This window comes from Streptomyces sp. NPDC020742 (assembly GCF_040641675.1).
GTDB lineage: Bacteria > Actinomycetota > Actinomycetes > Streptomycetales > Streptomycetaceae > Streptomyces.
This window is the reverse complement of the sequence record NZ_JBFAEA010000021.1, coordinates 96560-117325: the sequence shown is the minus strand read 5'-3', so window position 1 is coordinate 117325 and position 20766 is coordinate 96560. Positions and strand designations below refer to the sequence as shown.

Below are 20766 nucleotides of genomic sequence, written 5' to 3'. Positions count from 1 at the left end.
TGCCCGTGGGGGGGTCGGGGGGGGGGGGCCCGGGGGGGGGGGGCCGGCCCCCCCGCCGCCCCCCCCCCCCCGGCGCGGGGTCACGGGGCGACCGGCAGCGCCCGCTTGTGGGCGGTGAGGCGGTAGCGGCGGACGATCGCCTCGGCGGCGGCCGGGTCGACCGGCCCGCCCTCCAGGAAGTCGTCGATCTGGTCGTAGGTCACACCGAGCGCGTCCTCGTCGGGCTTGCCCGGGTCGAGGGTCTCCAGGTCGGCGGTCGGCACCTTCTCGACGAGCTCCCGCGGGGCGCCCAGCACCGCGCCCACCGCGCGCACCCGGCGCTTGGTGAGCCCGGTCAGCGGCACCACGTCCGCCGCGCCGTCGCCGAACTTGGTGAAGAAGCCGGAGACCGCCTCGGCCGCGTGGTCGGTGCCCACGACCAGGCCCTGGTGCGCGCCGGCCACCGCGTACTGGGCGATCATGCGCTGCCGCGCCTTGATGTTGCCCTGGACGAAGTCCTGGTGGTGTGCGTCACGGAAGGCCAGCCCGCCGTCCAGCGCGGCCTGCAGCGCGGCGTCGCTGGCCGGGCGGATGTCGACGGTCAGCTCCTGGTCGGCGCGGATGAATTCCAGCGCCCGCTGGGCGTCCTTCTCGTCCGCCTGGACGCCGTACGGCAGCCGCATCGCGAAGAACGTCGCCTCGTGCCCGGCGGCCCGGGCCCGCTCCACGGCGAGCTGGCAGAGCCGGCCGGTGGTGGTGGAGTCGATGCCGCCGCTGATGCCGAGGACCAGCGAGCGCAGCCCCGCGGAGGTCAGCTGCGCTGTGAGGAAGGCCACCCGGCGCTCGATCTCCTGCTCGGCGTCGAAGGACGCGGTCACCTGGAGATCCCGGGCGATCTCCTGCTGCAGGGCCTTGGACGCCGGGTCGGTCACGGCTGCTCCTTCAGTTTCTCTGGGGATCCGTCCGCGGCGCCGTGCGCCGTCTTTCACGGCAATTGTCACGGTGTGCGGCCGGATGCTTTTCCGGTGGTCGTCACGCGTTGTTTCCGGGGTGCGTACGCAGGGTGCGGTGCGGGCCTGCGGACGGTTCCCGGAAACGGTGAACCGCGTGCCGGTAGGAAACCTTATGCCGGGTGCGCCCATTTCTTCAGGGCGGCCTTGCTGGAGAAGTCCGCGACGTCCTTGTCCAGCGGTCGGTCGGTGTACTGGTGGATGCGCCACTTCGCCTTGATCCGCGGCTGCCCGGCGGTGACGTAGTCGGCGATCCACAGGCCGTCGGCCGCATAGGACGTGGTGTCGTGGTTGAGCCAGAATTCGCGGTTGCAGTAGAGCATCACGCGGTGCGTGGGCCGCAGCTTCTTCACCTCGACCAGGAACTGGTCCTTCTGTGCATTGCTGGCATAGGTGCCCTCGCCGGTGCGCTCCCAGTCGCAGGCCAGGATGTCGCCCTGGACCGAGGCGCACTTCTCGACGAAATAGCGGGCCTGGGCGGCGATGTTCCCGGGCCACAGGAAGTGGTAGAAGCCGACCACACAGCCCGCCTTACGGGCCTTTGCCGCCTGTGCGTTCTGGTGCGGATTGATGTAGGAGCGGCCTTCGGTCGCCTTGACGAAAACGAAGTCCAGCCCCTCGGCGGAGTACGAGGTGTTGTAGGAACTGACATCGACACCGTGCAGCATGAACGGCCTCCTGCCGATCGGACCTGCGGATTCGAAGCGCCAACTGCTCGAACCGTCAACCGTGTTGCGAGGTGTTCCGGCGGTGTGCGAGGGGCGGCGCGGGTCCGTGTTCCGTGCCCGCGTTCCGGGCCCCTCTGCTGTGCCGCCCGTGGGGGGTGTTCCGTACGTGCGCTGTGTCCGTGGAAGGGGATGCGTACCGGGTGGTTCCCGCAGTTCAGCATGTTCATTACCGGAGACGCCAGAGAGCGGTCGGGAAGTTCCCTGCCGTGCAGGGCTGTTGGCGTCCGGGCGGGGGCAGCGGGGGCGGGAAGAAGCGGTACGGGGTGACAGGGGGCGAGGCGGGGGCGTACGGGGTGAAGCGGGGTGAAGGGGTGCGGGCCGGGGCGAACGGTGGTGGGCGGGGCAGCCGGGCGTAACGGCGCGGGGCCGGTCCGTCGCCCGGACCGGCCCCGCGCCCCCAGAGGCGTACGGCGTTCGTCAGCGCCGCAGCGCCCGCCGCAGCAGTCGACGGGCCCGGGAGCGGGCGCGGCCCAGGGTGCGCTGCCAGGCGCGGCGGGTGCGGGTGGCGCGCAGCTCCTGGAAGAGCAGGCGGTAGCGCTCGGCGATCGGCTCGGGGTCGTAGCGGTGTGCGCTCTCCAGCGCGGCCTCGGCCATCTTCTGGCGGCGGTGGGGGTCCTCGATCAGGTCGACCAGGCCGGCGGCGAGCGCCTGCCCGTCGCCGGCCGGCACGAGCAGCCCGTTGCGGCCGTCGTCGATGATCTCGGCGGGGCCCAGCGGGCAGTTGGTGCTGACGACCGGTACCCGGCAGCGCATCGCCTCGACGAGCGTCATCCCGAACGACTCGGCGTCCGAGGCCGATGCCACGATCGAGGCCTTGGCGAACTCCGCCTCGATCGGCGACCGCGGACCGGTCAGCTCCGCCCGCTCGTTCAGCCCGAGTCCGTCGATCAGCCCCTGGAGCCGTTCGCGCTCCGCGCCGCCGCCGTGTATCCGCAGCCGCCAGTCCGGGTGCTTGGCGGCGACCGCGGAGAAAGCCTCGATCAGCAGGTCGAAGCGCTTGCCGCGGACCAGCCGCCCGGCCGCGGCGATCACCTTCGCGGTGCCCTCGGACGGCGGCCCGGCCGGCGCCGGCACGATGTTGGGCACCGCCAGGACCCGTACGCCCGGCAGCGGCATCCGCGCCCGGTAGACGGCGGCGTCCGCCTCGGTCGTGGTGACCAGGGCGTCCAGCGTCCGGTAGTGCCGGGCGAGTTCGGCGCGCAGCCGCTTGCCGTGCGCGTCGTGGCGCAGGTGCTCCTGGGCTATCCGCAGCGTCTGCCGGGGGGCGAAGCGGGCCAGGTAGACGTTGATGCCGGGCCGGGTGCCGATCAGCACGTCGGCGTCGGTGCCGCGCAGGAACTCCGCGGCGCGCAGGTCGGTCAGCCGGCTGTACTGGTGGTGCCGCTTCTCGGCGAGCGGGAAGTCCTCGGCGGGCTCGGCGAACAGCGGATGAGCCATGTCCTCGCTGCCCACCCGCGTGTCCACCAGGGGGATCAGCCGCACCCGGGGGTCCGGCGTGAACCGCGGGACCTCACGGTGGCGCATCATCGAGACGATCTCGACGTCGTGCCGGTCGGCGAGCGCGGCCGCGAGGTTGAACGTGGTGCGAACCGTGCCGCCGATGGCGTAGGCGTTGTGCAGCAGGAGGGTGATCTTCATACGGAGTGGTGTTCTTCCCGAGGTGTGCCCGTCGTTCCGACCGGCGGGGACCGCCGCCGTGGCGGGGGTGCCGTGACCGGCCCGTCCGGCACGGGGCAACCGTGGCGGTAAGGGGTAAGCCGCGGGCGTGGTACGGGTGAGAGACCGGTAAGAAGCATGGGTGAGAGCCGGGTAAGAAACCCGGTGGCGGACCGCCCGCCCGCCACCGCCCCCAGATGACCTTGGCAGACTTGCCGGGTGACCCATTCCGTACTGCTGGCCGAGGACGACCGCCCCATCCGCACCGCGCTGGAGCGTGCCCTGACCCTGGAGGGGTACCGGGTCACCGCCGTCGCCGACGGCATCCAGGCGCTGGCCGCCGCGCACCGCGAGCGGCCGGACGTGATCCTGCTGGACGTGATGATGCCCGGCATCGACGGGCTCCAGGTGTGCCAGGTGCTGCGGGCCGAGCAGGACCGCACCCCGATCCTGATGCTGACCGCCCGGGTCGAGACGGCCGACCGGATCGCCGGCCTGGACGCCGGGGCCGACGACTACGTGGTCAAGCCGTTCGAGGTCGAGGAGGTCTTCGCCCGGCTGCGGGCGCTGCTGCGGCGGACCGGGGCGGGCGAGCCCATGACGTCCGGCCCCGGGAACGAGGCCGCCGGTGAGCCGGGGGAGACGGCCGGCGGGTACGACGCCCGGCTGGCCGACAGCGGTGTGGTTGAGGCCGCCGACCTGCGGATCGACGGCCCCTCGCGCCGGGCCTGGCGCGGTGAGCGCGAGCTGGAGCTGACCCGGACCGAGTTCGAACTGCTGGAGCTGCTCGCCCGTAATGCCGGGATCGTCCTGGACCACTCCACGATCTATGACCGGATCTGGGGCTATGACTTCGGGCCCGGCTCGAAGAACCTCGCCGTCTACGTGGGCTATCTGCGGCGCAAGGTCGATGTGCCGGGCAGCCGGCCGCTGATCCACACCGTCCGGGGCGTCGGCTACGTCCTGCGGGAGGACTGAGGTGACCGGGCCGGGTGGCCGCAGCGCAGCCGCCGGGCGCCGCCGGCTGCGCTCCCGGCTCCGCGCCCGGATACGTGCCTGGTGGCGCGGCGGCCGGGCCGCCTGGCTGCGCACCCGCAGGCCCGCCAGTCTGCGCACCGCCTTCGCGGTGGCGTTCGCGGTGGGGGCCGCGGCGGTGACCGTGCTCGTCGGCTTCCTCAGCTACGACGCGGCGGCCCGGCTGGTGCGGGTGGATGAGAAGTCGGTGTTCTCCCAGGTGGTCCGCGATCTGCGGACCCAGGTGCAGGAGAAGCCGTTCCAGCCCGCCGACTATGCGAGCTCCGACCCCGACCACGACGGGCCGCGCGACGACCTCACCCGGCCCACCCGTACGGACGTGCAGATCCTGGGTGCCGGCGGCCGGGTCGTGGAGGCCGGGCGGCCGGCGCTGCCCGCCGGGCCCGAGGAGCGCCGGATCGCCACCGCCCGGCAGGCCGGCCACCACATCGAGCGCGAGGCGGACGTCGGCGACGAGGAGTACCACGTCGCGACCGTCGCGCTCGGCGGCGGGCGCGGGGCGGTCCAGGTCGCCCAGAAGTTCAGCGAGACCGAGGACCTGCTCTCCGCGCTCCAGCAGCGCACCGCCCTGCTCGCCGCCGCGGTCATCGCGCTGTCCGGTGGGGCCGGCTGGTGGCTGGCGCGCCGGATCACCGGCCGGTTGGTGCGGCTGACCTCGGTCGCCGAGAGCGTGGCCGAGCACGGGCGGCTGGACGTACCGGTGCCGGTGGCGGGCCGGGACGAGGTGGCCCGGCTGGGACGGGCCTTCGACGACATGCTGGGGCGGCTGGCCAGCGCCGTCCAGGACCAGCAGCGGCTCGTCCAGGACGCCGGCCATGAGCTGCGCACCCCGCTGACCTCGCTGCGGACGAACATCTCGCTGCTCAAGCGGTTCGACGAGCTGCCGCCGGAGGCCCGCGAGGAGCTGCTCGCCGACCTGGCCGGCGAGGCCAGGGAGCTGAGCGACCTGGTCAACGAGCTGGTCGGGCTGGCGGCCGGGCAGGGCGACGACCCGTTGGCCGAGGTGAGCCTGGCCGAGGTGGCGGAGAAGGCGGCCGCGTCGGCCCGCCGCCGCACCGGCCGGGAGATCACCGTGACGAACGTCCGCCCGGCGGTCGTCGAGGGCCGCCCCGCCGCGCTGAACCGGGCGCTGAACAATCTGCTGGAGAACGCGGCCAAGTTCGACGCGGGCGGCACCGAACCGATCGAGGTGCTGGTCACCGGCGTCCGCATCGAGGTCCTCGACCGCGGCCCCGGCATCGCGGAGGCCGACCTGACCCGGGTCTTCGACCGCTTCTACCGGGCACCGGCCGCACGGGGCCTGCCCGGTTCCGGCCTCGGCCTGGCCATCGTCCGGGAGATCGCCACCGCGCACGGCGGGCACGCCTTCGCCGCCCACCGCCCGGGCGGCGGCGCCACCCTGGGCTTCACCGTGGGCCGGGGCAAGCCCCTGGCAACGGGCCCCGGGGACGACACCGAGCGTCGGCTCGGCTGACCGGCGGCGGGTGTAGGGCTGGCTGGGCGGCGGCGGGTGTAGGGCTGGCTGGGCGGCGCCGGGCGTAGGGCAGGCTGAGCGGCGCTGGGCCTGGCCCCCGCCCGGCCGGCAGTGCGGACCCCGCGGCACCGGTCGACGTCCGTCCCCTCCGGCAACCCGGCGCCCGTCCCCTCCGGCAACGCGACCTCCGCCCCGCCGATGCCGGGCGGGTGCCCGTTCAGTGCGCCGCCGCCTCGCCCTGGGCCACCTCCACCGTCTGGTGCAGATCCGCTGCAGCGTCCAGGGCCGAGGCCGCGGAGAAGCCGACACAGGCGAGCAGGGCCGCGGCGACCAGCCGGCGGCCGCGGAAGCCGCGGTGTGCCGGGGCGTGTTCGGCCGCCCGCTCGGGGGTGAGCAGCGCCGCGACCCGGCGGGGCACCGGACCGGCGGTCGCGCCGAGCACCGCGGCGGGACGGGGCGGAGCCGGGGCATCCGGGCGGGCGGCCAGCGCGGCGCGGCCGATGGCGCGGGCGGTGACCGTCCGGTCGCCCACCCGGGCCGCGGCTACCTCGTCGGCCCAGCGCTCCAGGGCGTACGCCAGCGGTGCACGCAACGCGCGGAGCAGCGGATGGCAGGCCGCGGCCAGGGCGGCGGTGAGCAGGAAGAGGTGGTGGCGGCCCGCCAGATGGGCCCGCTCATGCGCCAGCAGGGCCTCCCGCTCGGCAGCCGGCAGCGCCCGGAGCATCCCGGCCGTGACCACCACCCGGCCCGGCCGGCCGGGCAGGGCGTAGGCGTCGGGTGCGGGGTCGGGCAGCACGCACAGATCGCCGGAGACGGGGTGGGCCGCGGTGCTGCGACGGGCCCGGCGCAGCTCGGCGTGGTGCCGGCCGGTGCGGCGCACCACGGCCACCGCACAGGCGGTGAGCAGGGCGCCGGCCACCGCCGCGGCGGGGACCGAGACGGCCGGGTCGTCGCCGAGCAGGGGGAGCGAGAGGTGCCCCAGCGCGGCCACCGGCGGCAGCCGCAGCGCCCCGGCGGCCACCAGCAGCCCGAGCGCCGCGGTGGTGCAGCCGGCCAGTAGGGCGGCGCAGCCGGTCAGCAGCCAGGCCGCGGCCCGCGGCGGCAGCGCCTCGGCCAGCCGTCGCGCGGCCGGCACCGCGAGCAGCGGCATCAGCAGCGGGATCCATACGGCGATGATCATGGGGCGCCCTCCGGATCGGACGGCGGGTCGGCGTCCGGTGCCCCGGCCGTGTCGTCGCCCGCCGCCTCCAGCAGGGAGCGCAGCAGTTGCTCGTCCTCGGGGGTCAGCTGGGAGATGAAGCGGGCCAGGGCGGTGCCCCGGTCGTCCTGCTTGTCGAGTTCGCTGCGCATCCGCCGGGCGGTCAGCCCCGCGGAGTCCTGTATCGGGGAGTAGACGAAGCCCCGTCCCGCCCTGGAGCGGGACACCGCGCCCTTGTCGTGCAGCCGGGTCAGGATCGTCGTGACGGTCGTACGCGCCAGCCGGCCGCCGAGCGCGCTCTGCACCTCGGCGGGGCTCAGCGGCGCCTGCGCCGCCCAGAGCGCCGCGAGCACGCCGGCCTCCAGCTCGCCCGAGGGGCGCCGCTGCACGGGTGATCTCTCCGACATGGAACGCCCTCCGGCGGTTCGTCGTCTACAGTTCCGTAGACCGTCTACGTGACTGTAGTCGGTCGGGCCGGCCGCCCGGCAGGCCCGCAACCCATTATGGGAGGGCTCACCGACATGGCCGCAGCCGCCGCATATGCGCAGGTGACCTGGGGGATGGTGGGCCTCGGCCAGGCCGTGAACCCGCTCGACGCCGGGTCGCTGCTCGCGGCCTTCGGGGCCCTGGGCATCGCCGCCGTCCTCTTCGCCGAGACCGGACTGCTGGTCGGCTTCTTCCTGCCCGGTGACTCCCTACTCTTCACCGCCGGACTGCTGTGCGCCCCCGGCGCCGGCGGCGCCGTCCACCTGGCCCTGCCGCAGGTCCTGGCCGCGGCGGCGGCCGGCACCCTGGCCGGTTCGCAGACCGGCTACTGGATCGGCCGGCGCGGCGGGCGCGGCCTGCTCGCCCGCAGCCGCGCCCGCAGGCTGCACGAGGGTGCCGCCCGCGCCGAGGAGTACCTGGCCCGCTACGGCCACGCCAAGGCCATCGTCCTCGCCCGTTTCGTACCCGTGGTGCGCACCGTTCTCAACCCGCTGGCCGGCGCGCTGAACGTGCCCGTCCGCACCTTCACCCGCTGGCAGATCACCGGCGGCCTGGTCTGGACGCTCGGCCTCACCCTCGCCGGCTACGCCCTCGGCTCCTCCGTGCCGAACGTCGATCGCTATCTGCTGCCGCTGGTCGCCCTCGTGGTGCTGGTCTCGCTGACCCCGCTCGCCCTCGAAGTCCTCCGCTCCCGCCGCAGCCCGACCCCGGCCCCAACCGGCACCGACACCCCGGCCCCGACCGGCACCGATACGCCGGCCCCGACCGGCACCGACACCCCGGCCCCGACCGGCACCGATACGCCGGCCCCGACCGGCACCGACACCCCAGCCCCGACCGGCACCGATACGCCGGCGCCGACCGGCACCGATACGCCGGCCTCGACCGGCACCGACACCCCAGCCCCGACCGGCACCGATAGGCCGGCCCCGACGGGCACCGATAGGCCGGCGCCGCCGGGCCGTTGACCCGCACCGCGCTGCACGCCGCCCACCGCAGCCGGCCCGCACGCGTCCACCGGATCCGCACCTGCGTCGCACGCCGTACCGGCACCGTGCACCGGACCGCACTGCGCACCGGACCGCACAGCCCACCGGACCCGCACTTCCCACCGCGCACCGGACCCGCACTTCCCACTGCGCACCGGACCCGCACTTCCCACCGCCCAGTGCATCCGCACCGCCCACCGCCAAGGAGCACCCCGTGAACCACCTCGCCTTCGGCGGAGCCTCGATCGACGGCGGGGCCTACACCCGCATCACCGTCCTCGCCCGGGACACCCCCCACGGCCTGGACACCCTCATCGCGTACTTCAGCGACTACGGGCTCGCCCTCTTCGCCGCCCTGATGCTGGTCGCCTGGTGGCGGGCCCGGCACCGTGGCCCGGACGCCATGGCGCGGGCGCTGGCCCTGCCCGTCGTGGTGATCGCCGCCTACCTGCTCAACGACCTCGTCAAGAGCCTCTTCGCCGAGCAGCGGCCCTGCCGGACGCTGTCCGTGTTCACCGTCGAGGCCTGCCCCGGGCCCGGCGACTGGTCCTTCCCCAGCAACCACGCCGCCATAGCCGCGGCCGCCGCGGTCGCCCTCCTCCTGTGCGACCGGCAGCTCGGCCGGATCGCGGTGCCGGCCGCACTGCTGATGGCCGCCTCGCGCATCTGGATCGGGGCGCACTATCCGCACGATGTCGTCGCCGGCCTGCTGACCGGTGCGCTCATCGCTTACGGGCTCACCCCGCTGGCCGGCCGAGCGGCACCCGCCGTCGACCGGATCCGCGCCACCCGCCTGCGCCCTCTGGTGGCCGCACGATGACCGGCGACGAACGGGACCCGGGCCCGGAGCCGGAGCGGGAACCCGGGCCGGAGGCGGGGCGGCGCCAAGGGAGCCCTCCGCAGCCGGTCCACCGCGGCCCCCGCCCCTGCCCGCGCCCCGCCGCCCGCTCTCTACTGGCCCTCGCCGCGGTGTGCACCCTGCTCCTCACCGCCGCCGCGGTCACCGTCTCCGTACGGCACGGCGTCCCGCTCGCCCCCGAACGGGCCGCCCTGCACTGGTCTTTGGCGCACCGTCAGGAACCGCTGGGCTCGGCGGCCCGCGCGCTCACGGCCACCGGGACCGGCCTGATCCCGTACCTGATGGCGGTCCTCGCGGGCCTGCTGGCCGGGCGCGGCACCTTGGGGCGGATCCGCGCGGTGCTCTGCACCGTGGCCGTGCTCGCGGTCGGCCAGGCGGTCCGTTACGGCCTGATGGAGCTGCTCGCCCGTCCCCGCCCTCCGCTCGCCGACTGGGCCGGCCGCGCCTCCGGCCACGCCTTCCCGTCCGGACACGCCACCACCTCGGCGCTCGCGGCCGGCCTCCTGGCCTGGGGCATCTCCCGGCGCGCCGGCCCGGCGGTCACCCGCACCTGCTGCGCGGTGCTCGCCCTCTGGGCCGTCGCGGTCGGCCTCACCCGGGTCTATCTGGGCGTCCACTGGGCCGGCGACGTCCTCGCTGGCTGGTTGCTGGCCGCCGCCGTACTCAGCCTCGCGCGACTCCTGGAGCCGTACGCCGTCCCCGGCTCGGAACGCGACGCACCGCGCTGACGCGGCACTTGCGCTGACTCCGTACGGTGCTGACACCGCGGCGTGCGGAACCCCGCGCCGGGCACAACGGCGCACGCACGCGGCGAGCGCCCTCTACGTGCGCCGTACGCCCCCTTTTGACGCATATTCCCATGAAGAGCTGACGATCGGACCAGGTCTTCCCCAAGGCCGCATGGACGCCTCCCGGGCCGAGCAGTACTGTCCTGGACGCCGGGACCGCACGCCTCTGCGCCGCCGGCACCACCGAGCGCAACCACCGCGCACACCGATCACCAACCACCAACCACTGCGGACGCCGATCGCACACCAGCGACCCACAACCACCGCGCACCACCAGGGGGAACACGCGCATGAACCACATGAACCACTCGCTCGACGCCTCGAAATCGCGCCGGATCGCCGCCGGGGACACCGCCGCACCCGCCACCGCCCGATCCGTCCGCTGCCCGGCCGCCGCCGCCAAGGACCCCGCGCCCTGTGAGGGGCCGCACGACGCCGCCACCCTCATCGACCGGCACGGCAGGGAGATCGCCGGCTGCGTCCTGCACTGCGCCCGCCTGCTGCCCGGCCTCGACGGGGCCCGTGTGCACCCCTTCGTCCCCGCGGGCCAGGCCCTGGAGATCTACTCCCGCGCCCGCGAACTCCCGCCGTTCGCCTGGGAGGTCGGGCGATAGCACCCGGCGGGCACCGGTCCGGTCCGCCTCGCGGGCCTGCCCACCGAAACCCACCCTGCGCCCGTCCGGCACGTTCGCCGTCGACCAGGGGTACCCGCGTTCCCTTGAGCGCGGCCTCGCAGACTCAGACCTTGACGACGCGGACGCCGCCACCGCACAGCATGCGGAGGTCCTCGGGGGCCGACGTCAGGACGGTCACAGGGGCGGGCGAGGCGAGTGCGGTAAAACTCTTGGTATTGGGTGCCGATGAACCCCCAGGTTTCACAGACCCTCTGCTGCGGAAACGAGGCAGGCCCTGGCCAGCGCTCGAAAGGCATGAAAGCGCTGGTCAGGGCCTGTAAACGGGGTGCGGCCTCAGCACTCGATGATGTTCACCGCGAGACCGCCGCGGGCGGTCTCCTTGTACTTGACGCTCATGTCGGCGCCGGTGTCCTTCATGGTCTTGATGACCTTGTCGAGGGAGACGTGGTGGCGGCCGTCGCCGCGCAGCGCCATCCGGGCGGCGGTGACGGCCTTCACCGCGGCCATGCCGTTGCGCTCGATGCACGGGATCTGCACCAGGCCGCCGACGGGGTCGCAGGTCAGGCCCAGGTTGTGCTCCATGCCGATCTCCGCGGCGTTCTCCACCTGCTCACTGGAGCCGCCCAGCACCTCGGCCAGGCCGCCGGCGGCCATGGAGCAGGCCGAGCCGACCTCGCCCTGGCAGCCGACCTCGGCGCCGGAGATGGAGGCGTTCTCCTTGAAGAGCATGCCGATGGCGCCGGCGGCCAGCAGGAAGCGGACCACACCGTCCTCGTCGGCGCCGGGCACGAAGTTGAGGTAGTAGTGCAGGACCGCCGGGATGATGCCGGCCGCACCGTTGGTGGGGGCGGTCACCACCCGACCGCCGGCCGCGTTCTCCTCGTTGACGGCCATCGCGTACAGGGTCGTCCACTCCATGGCGCGGGCCGGCGCGTCGCCCTCGGAGCGCAGGGCGCGGGCGGACTTGGCGGCCCGGCGCCGCACCTTCAGTCCGCCCGGCAGGATCCCCTCCTGGGCCAGCCCGCGGCTGACACAGCCCTGCATGACCTGCCAGATCTCCAGCAGACCGGCGCGGATCTCGTCCTCGGTGCGCCACGCCTTCTCGTTCTCCAGCATCAGCGCGGAGATCGACAGACCGGTCTGCTCGGACAGCCGCAGCAGCTCGTCGCCGGTGCGGAAGGGGTACTTCAGGACGGTGTCGTCGAGCACGATGCGGTCCGCGCCCACCGCGTCCTCGTCGACGACGAAGCCGCCGCCCACCGAGTAGTAGGTCTTCTCCAGCAGCGGGGCGCCGGCGCTGTCGTAGGCGAAGAGCGTCATGCCGTTGGCGTGGTAGGGCAGGGCACGCCGACGGTGCAGGATCAGCTCGCTGTCCTCGTCGAAGTCGATCTCGTGGGCGGTGCCTATCTCCGCCCCGAGCAGCCGCAGCCGCTTGGTGGTGCGGATGCGCTCGACCTCGTCGTCGGCGGTCTCGACGTCGACGGTGCGCGGGGAGTGGCCCTCCAGGCCCAGGAGGACGGCCTTCGGCGTGCCGTGGCCGTGGCCGGTGGCGCCCAGCGAGCCGAACAGCTCGGCGCGGACCGCGGTGGTCTGGGCGAGCAGGCCGTCCTTCTTGAGGCGTCCGACGAACATCCGGGCCGCACGCATGGGGCCGACCGTGTGGGAGCTGGAGGGGCCGATGCCGATGGAGAAGAGGTCGAAGACGGAGATGGCCACGGTGGCGGACTCCCTTGTCTGCTCGTGGTGGACGGTGGAGCTGGGGGGTGTGGGGAGATGCTGCGCCGGTTTTCGAGCGTAACGCGGACCCGGCGTGCTGCCCTTAGACGGAAGCCATCGGGCGGCCGTCGTCGGGGGTAACAGTGGGTTCCGGGCTGGTTTCGGCGGGAGACGGAGCGCCGGTCAGGCCGCGTTCATGGGCCTTGACCCCGGAGCGCACCGCCCAGAAGTAGAAGAGCGGGGCGGTGACGGCGATCAGGACGGTGTCCAGCCCGCTGGGGATGACGCCCCGGCCGCCGAACTCCGGGCCACCCAGCGCGGACACCGCGGCCGTCCACACCAGGAAGAGGATCATCCACCAAGCCGGGGCGAACTGCTGCAGCAGTCGCCGCTCGCCGCGGCGCCACAGCACCAGCGCCGCAACGGGGGCGGCCACCAGCGTCAGCAGGGTGATCTTGCCGGTCTCCGGCCACTTCGACCAGTACAGCGCGCAGGCGGCGAAGGCGAAGGTGACCGGGCACAGCACCCCGGCGGCCGGCAGCCGGAAGGGCCGGGGCAGCTCCGGGCGGGTCCGCCGCAGCGTCCCCACCGCGATCGGGCCGATCAGGTACGAGATGACCATGGCAGCCGACACCACGCCGGCCAGCGCCTGCCAGCTGCGGCCGACGGTGACCAGCAGCAGGACGGAGAAGGCGAGGTTGAGCCACATTGCGGGGCGGGCGGTGCCGTAGCGGGGGTGCACGGCCGCCAGCTTCCGGGGGAAGAACCCGGTCTCGGCGAGGTTGGTGACCATGTACGCGGCCGAGGCGACATTGGCGATGTTGGAGCCGGCCGGCGAGATGAACGCGCCGAACTGCAGCATGGTGACGACCCAGTGCAGCATCAGCAGCCCCGCCAGGTCGGCGAACGGCGAGTTGAGGTTCACGCCCTGCCAGCCGCCGGACCGCGCGAGCAGCTCGGGCGGCACCGACCCCAGGTACGAGATCTGCAGCGCCAGATAGATCACCAGGCCCAGCGCCAGCGCGCCGACCAGGGCGAGCGGGATGGCTCGGCCCGGGTTCTTGGCGGCCCCGCCGAGGTTGACCACGGCCTGGAAGCCGTTGAACGCGAAGACCACACCGCAGGTGGTCACGGCGGTGAGCACGGCCGGCCAGCCGTACGGGGCGAAGCCGCCGTGCGCGGTGAAGTTCGAGGTGTGGAAGCCGGAGCCGACCAGGGCGAGCACCGCCAGCACCGGGATGGCGAACTTGACCAGGGTGAGCACGGTGTTGGCGCGGGCCAGCAGCTGGACCGACCAGTAGCAGGTCAGCCAGAGCGCGAGGGTCAACAGCAGCGCCACCGCCGTGCCGGAGAGGGTCAGCTGGTGGGTGGCCGGATCGACCAGGCCCTTCGCCCAGCCGAAGCTCCAGGACGTCATGTACTGGGTGGCCGCGATCGACTCGATCGGGATCAGCGAGGCGGTCGCGATCCACACCGCCCAGCCGGTGAGGAAGCCCAGGACCGGGCCGTGCGAGAAGTGCCCGTAGCGGGCCATCCCGCCGGGGATCGGGTATGCCGAGCCGACCTCGGCGTACGACATCGCGATCATGCCGATGAAGATCACGCCGATCACCCAGGCGACCAGCGCCGCGGGTCCCGCCACCTGGGCGGCGGAGCCGGCGCCGAAGAGCCAGCCGGAGCCGAAGATCGAGCCGATGCCAATCATGATGAGGGCGAAGAGGCTGAGCCCCTTGCGCTCGCCCGCGCTCATGTCCATGGGAAGTGTCGTCCGTCCTGCTGTTGCCGCATGCCCCCTCGCCGTCGAAGGGTCTGTCGTCTGCCGGCGACCACCTTATTTCCGGCGAATCACCGTCAGCGCCGCCGAGCCGCCGGAACACCGGCTCGGAGGGCCCCTGCAGACCGCGAGCCCGGGGCCAACAGCCCCGGGCTCACGGCCCGTTCGCTCCCGGACCGCCTCCGATGGGCGGTCCGGGAGATCACTGCATGAGACGCGTCACAGCGACGGGTACAGCGGGAACTTCTCCGCGAGCGCGGTGACCCGGGCCTTGAGGGCCTCGGTGTCGGGGGCGGGCTTGAGGGCCTCGGCGATGATGTCGGCGACCTCGCGGAAGTCCTCGGCCTGGAAGCCACGGGTGGCCAGCGCGGGGGTGCCGATGCGCAGGCCCGAGGTGACCATCGGGGGCCGGGGGTCGTTCGGGATCGCGTTGCGGTTGACGGTGATGCCGACCTCGTGCAGAAGGTCCTCGGCCTGCTGGCCGTCCAGCGCGCTGTCGCGCAGGTCGACCAGGACGAGGTGGACGTCGGTGCCGCCGGACAGGACCGAGACGCCGTGCTGCTTGACGTCGTCCTGCACCAGGCGCTCGGCGAGGATCCGGGCGCCCTCAAGGGTGCGCTGCTGGCGCTCCTTGAAGTCCTCGGAGGCGGCGACCTTGAACGAGACCGCCTTGGCCGCGATCACGTGCTCCAGGGGACCGCCCTGCTGGCCAGGGAAGACCGCGGAGTTGATCTTCTTGGCGAGCTCCTGGGTGGACAGGATCACACCGCCGCGCGGGCCGCCCAGGGTCTTGTGCGTGGTGGTGGTGACCACGTGGGCGTGCGGGACCGGGTTGGGGTGCAGCCCCGCGGCGACCAGGCCGGCGAAGTGCGCCATGTCGACCATCAGGTACGCGCCGACCTCGTCGGCGATCCGGCGGAACGCGGCGAAGTCGAGCTGGCGGGGGTAGGCCGACCAGCCGGCCACGATCAGCTTGGGGCGGTGCTCCTTGGCGAGGCGCTCGACCTCCTCCATGTCGACCAGGTTGGTCTTCTCGTCGACGTGGTAGGGCACCACGTTGTAGAGCTTGCCGCTGAAGTTGATCTTCATGCCGTGGGTCAGGTGCCCGCCGTGGGCGAGGTTGAGACCCAGGATGGTGTCGCCCGGCTTGATCAGGGCGAACATCGCGGCGGCGTTGGCCTGCGCACCGGAGTGCGGCTGGACGTTGGCGGCCTCGGCGCCGAACAGCGCCTTGATCCGGTCGATGGCGATCTGCTCGACGACGTCGACGTGCTCACAGCCGCCGTAGTAGCGGCGGCCGGGGTAGCCCTCGGCGTACTTGTTGGTCAGGACGGAGCCCTGGGCCTCCATGACCGCGACGGGGGCGAAGTTCTCCGAGGCGATCATTTCGAGGGTGGACTGCTGGCGGTGCAGCTCGGCGTCGACGGCGGCGGCTACGTCGGGGTCGAGCTCGTGCAGGGAGCTGTTGAGAAGCGACATGAGTCTGTCCTAGGGAAAGAGGCCGGCGCGGGGCGAGCGCCTTCCGGGGGAGGTCGGGTGGCGGGAAGCTCAGCTCTGGATGAAGGCGGCGTACTCGTCGGCCGAGAGCAGTTCGCCCGGCTCACCGCTGATCTTCACCTTGAACAGCCAACCGCCCTCGAACGGGGCGGAGTTCACCAGCGAGGGGTCGGCGACGACCTCCTCGTTGATCTCGACGATCTCGCCGTCGACGGGCGAGTAGAGGTCGCTGACCGACTTCGTCGACTCCAGCTCACCGCAGGACTCGCCCGCCGTGATCGTGGAGCCGACCTCAGGGAGCTGCACGAAGACGACGTCGCCGAGCGCGTTGGCCGCGTGCTCGGTGATGCCGACCGTCGAGACGCCGTCCTCGGCGCCCGACAGCCACTCGTGCTCCTTGCTGTAGCGCAGCTGCTGGGGGTTGCTCATGGCTCGATTCTCCTGTACGCGAGGGTGTGGTCGTGAAGGGGGCCGTCTCCCGGACGGCAGACTCCGGGAGCGTCTTGCACGGTGAGACGCGCGGGAGCGCGCCGCCGCCGGGTCCGCCGAGGCGCGGTCGCTACTTCTGCCGCTTGTAGAAGGGCAGCGCGATGACCTCGTACGGCTCATGGCTTCCACGGATGTCCACGCAGACACCCTCGGTGCCCGGTGTGGCGTAGGCCGCGTCGACATAGGCGATGGCGATCGGCTTGCCGAGCGTGGGGGAGGGGGCGCCGGAGGTGACCTCACCGATGACCGTGCCGTCGGCGGTGGTGACCGAGTAGCCGGCGCGCGGCACCCGGCGGCCCTCGGCGATCAGGCCGACCAGCGTGCGCGGCGGGTTGGCCGCGGCGCGCTCGGCGGCCGCCGCGAGCGCCGCGCGGCCCACGAAGTCGCCGCCGTTGGTCGTCTTCTCGAACTTCACGACCCGGCCCAGGCCCGCGTCGAACGGCGTGGTCGCGGTGGTCAGCTCGTGCCCGTACAGCGGCATGCCGGCCTCCAGGCGCAGCGTGTCGCGGCAGGACAGGCCGCAGGGCACCAGCCCGGCGTCCCGGCCGGCCTCGGTCAGCGCCTCCCAGAGGGCGACCGCGTCGGCCGGCCGGACGAACAGCTCGAAGCCGTCCTCGCCGGTGTATCCGGTACGGGCGATCAGCGCCTCGACGCCGGCGACGGTGCCGGGCAGGCCCGCGTAGTACTTCAGGCCGTCCAGGTCCGCGTCGGTGAGCTTCTTGAGGATGCCGGGGGACTCCGGGCCCTGCACCGCGAGCAGTGCGTAGGCGTCCCGGTCGTCGCGGATCGCGGCGTCGAAGCCGCCGGCACGGGCGGTCAGCGCGTCCAGCACCACCTGGGCGTTGGAGGCGTTGGCCACCACCATGTACTCCTGCTCGGCCAGGCGGTAGACGATCAGGTCGTCCAGGATGCCGCCCTCGGCCTCGCAGATCATGGTGTAGCGGGCGCGGCCGGTCTTGACGCCACCGATGTTGCCGACCAGCGCGTAGTCGAGGAGATCGGCGGCCTGCGGGCCGGTGACGGTGATCTCCCCCATGTGGGAGAGGTCGAAGAGGCCGGCGCGGGTGCGGACGGCGAGGTGCTCGTCCCGCTCGCTGCCGTAGCGCAGCGGCATGTCCCAGCCGGCGAAGTCGGTCATGGTCGCGCCGAGCGCGCGATGGGTGGCGTCCAGCGCGGTACGGCGGGGGGCATCAGTCATGGTTCTGGGCTCCCAGGCAGGGGTGACAAGACGTTCTCCCCATCTGTCATCGGAACCTGAGAGGTTCACCGGGATCCCGCGAACGGACCCGGTTTGCACCTTGGGTGGAGCCGCGCCGTCAACCGGGCGGTGGCTCGCTTTTCAGATCTGCCTCGCCCGCGCGGTATAGGGGCCTGAGAGATTCAAGGGAGGACTTGCTCCTTCGGCGCCCCGCCGTGGCGGCCGGGGACTCTCCCGCGCGGGTTCAAGCGGCCGGTATGCAATTGGCGGTGCACGAGTGAACTGCGATGTGCACGTGGCGGCCACATCATTGCACGGGATCGCCGGATGGAGGAGCCCCTGCCACCGACCCGCTCACGACGTGGGCGGATCGGCCCCGCACCTTGCTGCTCATTACCTTTTCTTGACACTCTGCGGGTAAGGGACGGATCCGGACGGGACGGGGAGGCGAGCACGGTGCACGGAGAAGCGGCCTGCGCGGCCACGTCGGGGGCCGTGCCCCCGGACGCCGCGGCGGTGGTGTCCGCGGCCGGTGCGCTCCCGGCCGGCCGGCCGCCGCGCACGGTCTTCCGCCCGGGGCGCGGCGAGCGGACCGTCGACCTCCGCGGTGCCGGGACGCCCGCCGGGGGCGCCGCCGAGCTGCGGTTCCCGGCCGGTGACCTGGTCGTGGTCTCGGGGCTGCCGGGCAGCGGCAAGAGCACCCTGATGCACCGCGTGGTGCCCCCGCTGGACACCGGCGGCGGCGCGGTGCACCGCATCGACTCCCAGGACGTCCGCGAGCGCTGGGGGCGCGGGCGGCTGCGCCGGCTGCCGTACGGGCTGTACCGCCCGCTGGTCCGGGCCGCCCACTACCTCACGCTCGGCCGGACGCTGCGCTCGGGCGACAGCGTGGTGGTGCACGACTGCGGGACGCTGGCGTGGGTCCGGCGCTGGGTGGCACGGTCGGCCCGGCGCGGCCGGCGCGGGCTGCATCTGGTGCTGCTCGACGTCCCGCCGGAGGTGGCCCGCTCCGGGCAGGAGGCGCGCGGACGCGGGGTCTCGGCGTACGCCTTCGCCCGCCATCGCAGGGCGGTCGGGCGGCTGATCGCCACCGCGGAGTCCGCTGGGCCGCCCCCGGGGTTCGGCTCGGTGGTGCTGCTGGACCGGCGGGCGGCGAGCGCGCTGGAGACGGTCGACTTCCACTGAGGACGCCCCGGAGCCGATCGGCCTCCGTCGAGGGGCCCGGAGCCGGTCGGCTTCCACCGGGAGCCGTGGAGCCGGTCGGCCTGCATCGGGGCGCCCTGGAGCCCGCCGGCTTCCGCTGGGCGGAGAACGGCTTCCGGCGTGCTGTGCACCCGCACCCCGTACGTCCCACCTCGGCCCTTCTCGTCTAGGGTCGGGGCCGACAGCGGTTTGGAACGGGTGGGTGCAGATGAACTTTCCGGAGCAGGGGATACCGCAACTGGCGTGGCCGGCCAACGAACTGGAAGAGGTGCTGGCCGCCTCGGTCGGGCATCCCAGCGCCGGTGGCCGGATCGTCGAGGTACTGGGCCGCAGCCCGGTGTGGGTGCCGCTGCCCGAAGGCGGCGGTCCGGACAGCGCCGGCCCCGGTGCCCGCGGCCTGGACCTGCCCACCGTGGAGATAGCCGGGCTGGCCTACGTCCCCGTCTACAGCTCCGAGCAGGAGTTCCTGCGGGTGGTCGGCTCGCACATGTCCTTCACCGTCGCACCGGCCCGGGAGTTCGCCCGCGGGCTGCCGCCGAAGATAGGCATCGCGGTCAACCCCGAGGGCACGGTCGGCGTTCCGCTGCCGCCGCCCGCGGTGGCCGCCCTGTGCCGCTCGGGCCACCACGAGGCGGAGGGGCTGCCCAGCGGCGGGCGGGTCCGGCTTTTCGAACCGGACTGGCAGGACGAGCCGGTGGACTTCCTGGCCGCCGCCGGACTGGAGTTCTCCGGTGCCGGAATTGTCCTGACTGCCCGACGTGCCCTGGCTAGTGTCGAGGGCGACACGCCCGCGCTGTTCGTCGGTGTGCAGATCGAGGCGCCCCCCGCCGCGCTGCATGACGGCACCGCCCGTGGGACGGTGCTCACGGCCCTGGGACGTGCGCTCGGCGCGGTGCCGGTGCCCTGGCCCGTCCAGTTGGTGATGCTCGATCTCGCCCAGGGTGACCCGGTCGCCGACTGGCTGCTGGAGCGCGTGCGGCCCTTCTACTCCCGGGACCACTCGTAAGCTGGAGGGACGACGCGCGGGCGCACCCACACGTGCCCTGCCGAGAGAAGGGACGGACCACGTGAGCGCGGGTGCGCATCAGGGGCCGGCGGCGGCCGGAGCGCTGGAGCAGTTGCTGCAGCAGGTCTCGCCAGGCCGTTACGACGCCTATGAGGCGCTGCTGCACGCGCTCGCCGCGGGCCAGGTCTGGATGCTGCTCTGGCACGGCCGGGCCGGCTCGCCCGATGCCCAGTACGGCAACATGGAGGTCGACGGCCTCGGTTACGCGCCGTGCGTGACCTCGGCGGCGGAGCTCGCGGCGTCCGGCTGGAACCGTGACCACGAGGCGGTCGGCGGCCTGGAGATCGCCGGTTCGCTCTTCCCCGACCGCTGGGGCCTGTGGTTGAACCCGCACGCCCCCGGCGGCGGGGTCGGCATCCCCTGGCCGGACCTGCGCCGGATCGCCGTGGGCCTGGACCGGCTGCCCGCCGGACCGCTGCGGATCTCGGAACCGGTCATCGACATCCCGCAGTTCTACGCCCTGCTCGCGCAGAACGCGCACCGTACGCCCGCCGTCCGGTCGTTGCGCCGGGCCTGGGTGCAGCCTGCCCTCGGCGCCCCGTATCTGGCGATCGGACTGGACCTGTACGACACCGGCCAACAGGCGGTGGATTCGGCGCGGTTGATGATCCAGCAGTCGATCGGCGCGGTTCCGGACGGCCTGCCGGTCTCCACCGTCGCCATGAACGACGAGTACGACCCGGTCGGGATGTGGATGCGGGCCTCGGCGCGCCCCTTCTTCGACCGCGACGGCTACGCCCAGCCGCAGGGGCAGCCGGCGCCGGCGCCCTCGTACGGCTACGGCTACCCGCGCCCCTACTGACGGGCGCACCGCCCTGCCGGAGCGGATCGCTCCGGCAGGGATCCGGCGTGAATGCGCCCTGTACGACCCGCGGTCGAGGAGCTCTCCCGCGGCCTTCCACCCCGCTCAGCTCGCACTGTTGTCCGAATAACGGAATGTCGTGGGCCACATCACAGTTGCGCATCCTTTCCCTACCGGGGCTAGT

General features: G+C 73.4%; 18 protein-coding genes, 2 pseudogenes and 1 riboswitch. Of the genes and pseudogenes, 9 read left to right on the top strand and 11 right to left on the bottom strand.

What is annotated here, in order from left to right:
* Window positions 1–80 precede the first annotated feature (80 nt).
* The 3 genes from nadE to AB0G84_RS28345 all read right to left on the bottom strand — a co-directional run bounded on the left by nadE (window position 81) and on the right by AB0G84_RS28345 (window position 3355).
* The gene (gene nadE / locus AB0G84_RS28355) at window positions 81–911 is read right to left on the bottom strand and encodes an ammonia-dependent NAD(+) synthetase (RefSeq protein ID WP_361326663.1); all 831 of its coding nucleotides are present in this window, start codon (window positions 909–911) and stop codon (window positions 81–83) included.
* A 191-nt stretch (window positions 912–1102) separates the two neighbouring features.
* Window positions 1103–1657 carry a GH25 family lysozyme gene (locus tag AB0G84_RS28350; protein WP_361326660.1) on the bottom strand — a complete coding sequence of 185 codons (555 nt, stop codon included), beginning with the start codon at window positions 1655–1657 and terminating at the stop codon, window positions 1103–1105.
* 477 nt (window positions 1658–2134) lie between these two features.
* Window positions 2135–3355 carry a glycosyltransferase family 4 protein gene (locus AB0G84_RS28345; RefSeq protein ID WP_361326657.1) on the bottom strand — a complete coding sequence of 407 codons (1221 nt, stop codon included), beginning with the start codon at window positions 3353–3355 and terminating at the stop codon, window positions 2135–2137.
* Between the two features lie 237 nt (window positions 3356–3592).
* Between AB0G84_RS28345 and AB0G84_RS28340 the strand changes: the two genes are divergently transcribed.
* Together AB0G84_RS28340 and AB0G84_RS28335 are read left to right on the top strand one after the other, a co-directional pair.
* Window positions 3593–4351 carry a response regulator transcription factor gene (locus AB0G84_RS28340; protein ID WP_361326654.1) on the top strand — a complete coding sequence of 253 codons (759 nt, stop codon included), beginning with the start codon at window positions 3593–3595 and terminating at the stop codon, window positions 4349–4351.
* Between the two features lies 1 nt (window position 4352).
* A complete protein-coding gene (locus AB0G84_RS28335; RefSeq protein ID WP_361326651.1) occupies window positions 4353–5882 on the top strand; it encodes a HAMP domain-containing sensor histidine kinase in 1530 nt (509 codons plus the stop codon).
* Between the two features lie 217 nt (window positions 5883–6099).
* On the opposite strand, the gene AB0G84_RS28330 is transcribed toward AB0G84_RS28335, so the two are convergent.
* Together AB0G84_RS28330 and AB0G84_RS28325 are read right to left on the bottom strand one after the other, a co-directional pair.
* Window positions 6100–7062 carry a M56 family metallopeptidase gene (locus AB0G84_RS28330; RefSeq protein WP_361326648.1) on the bottom strand — a complete coding sequence of 321 codons (963 nt, stop codon included), beginning with the start codon at window positions 7060–7062 and terminating at the stop codon, window positions 6100–6102.
* Window positions 7059–7487, bottom strand: coding sequence for a BlaI/MecI/CopY family transcriptional regulator (locus AB0G84_RS28325; RefSeq protein ID WP_361326645.1), 429 nt, complete (start codon window positions 7485–7487; stop codon window positions 7059–7061). The genes AB0G84_RS28330 and AB0G84_RS28325 overlap by 4 nt, the downstream gene beginning before the upstream one ends.
* Window positions 7488–7640: 153 nt before the next feature.
* Between AB0G84_RS28325 and AB0G84_RS28320 the strand changes: the two are divergent.
* The 4 genes and pseudogenes from AB0G84_RS28320 to AB0G84_RS28305 all read left to right on the top strand — a co-directional run.
* Window positions 7641–8264: pseudogene (locus AB0G84_RS28320) on the top strand (DedA family protein); the annotation flags it as partial.
* Between the two features lie 505 nt (window positions 8265–8769).
* On the top strand, window positions 8770–9375 hold the full coding sequence (locus tag AB0G84_RS28315; RefSeq protein WP_361326642.1) for a phosphatase PAP2 family protein: 606 nt from the start codon (window positions 8770–8772) through the stop codon (window positions 9373–9375).
* A complete protein-coding gene (locus tag AB0G84_RS28310) occupies window positions 9372–10142 on the top strand; it encodes a phosphatase PAP2 family protein (RefSeq protein ID WP_361326639.1) in 771 nt (256 codons plus the stop codon). The genes AB0G84_RS28315 and AB0G84_RS28310 overlap by 4 nt, the downstream gene beginning before the upstream one ends.
* 350 nt (window positions 10143–10492) lie before the next feature.
* The gene (locus tag AB0G84_RS28305; protein ID WP_361326636.1) at window positions 10493–10816 is read left to right on the top strand and encodes a hypothetical protein; all 324 of its coding nucleotides are present in this window, start codon (window positions 10493–10495) and stop codon (window positions 10814–10816) included.
* Window positions 10817–10940: 124 nt separating this feature from the next.
* Here AB0G84_RS28305 and AB0G84_RS28300 read toward each other — a convergent pair.
* The 6 genes and pseudogenes from AB0G84_RS28300 to gcvT all read right to left on the bottom strand — a co-directional run.
* Window positions 10941–11045 (bottom strand): annotated as a pseudogene (locus AB0G84_RS28300) (DNA-binding protein); the annotation flags it as partial.
* Between the two features lie 125 nt (window positions 11046–11170).
* The gene (locus tag AB0G84_RS28295) at window positions 11171–12553 is read right to left on the bottom strand and encodes an L-serine ammonia-lyase (RefSeq protein ID WP_361326633.1); all 1383 of its coding nucleotides are present in this window, start codon (window positions 12551–12553) and stop codon (window positions 11171–11173) included.
* 103 nt (window positions 12554–12656) lie between these two features.
* Entirely contained in the window at window positions 12657–14309 is a 1653-nt protein-coding gene (locus AB0G84_RS28290; protein ID WP_361326630.1) for an APC family permease, read from the bottom strand.
* A 237-nt stretch (window positions 14310–14546) separates the two neighbouring features.
* Window positions 14547–15806 (bottom strand): serine hydroxymethyltransferase, encoded by a 1260-nt coding sequence (gene glyA, locus AB0G84_RS28285; RefSeq protein WP_361326627.1) that lies wholly within the window; start codon window positions 15804–15806, stop codon window positions 14547–14549.
* A gap of 69 nt (window positions 15807–15875) precedes the next feature.
* Window positions 15876–16253 carry a glycine cleavage system protein GcvH gene (gcvH, locus tag AB0G84_RS28280; RefSeq protein WP_361326624.1) on the bottom strand — a complete coding sequence of 126 codons (378 nt, stop codon included), beginning with the start codon at window positions 16251–16253 and terminating at the stop codon, window positions 15876–15878.
* Window positions 16254–16383: 130 nt separating this feature from the next.
* Window positions 16384–17511, bottom strand: coding sequence for a glycine cleavage system aminomethyltransferase GcvT (gene gcvT / locus AB0G84_RS28275; protein ID WP_361326621.1), 1128 nt, complete (start codon window positions 17509–17511; stop codon window positions 16384–16386).
* A 151-nt stretch (window positions 17512–17662) separates the two neighbouring features.
* Window positions 17663–17758, bottom strand: a riboswitch (glycine riboswitch).
* A gap of 269 nt (window positions 17759–18027) precedes the next feature.
* Between gcvT and AB0G84_RS28270 the strand changes: the two genes are divergently transcribed.
* The 3 genes from AB0G84_RS28270 (at window position 18028) to AB0G84_RS28260 (ending at window position 20582) form a co-directional block, all read left to right on the top strand.
* Window positions 18028–18696, top strand: a complete 669-nt coding sequence (locus AB0G84_RS28270; protein ID WP_361326679.1) for an AAA family ATPase — start codon at window positions 18028–18030, stop codon at window positions 18694–18696.
* 226 nt (window positions 18697–18922) lie between these two features.
* On the top strand, window positions 18923–19720 hold the full coding sequence (locus AB0G84_RS28265; protein WP_361326618.1) for an enhanced serine sensitivity protein SseB: 798 nt from the start codon (window positions 18923–18925) through the stop codon (window positions 19718–19720).
* A 61-nt stretch (window positions 19721–19781) separates the two neighbouring features.
* The gene (locus AB0G84_RS28260) at window positions 19782–20582 is read left to right on the top strand and encodes an enhanced serine sensitivity protein SseB C-terminal domain-containing protein (RefSeq protein ID WP_361326615.1); all 801 of its coding nucleotides are present in this window, start codon (window positions 19782–19784) and stop codon (window positions 20580–20582) included.
* Window positions 20583–20766 lie beyond the last annotated feature (184 nt).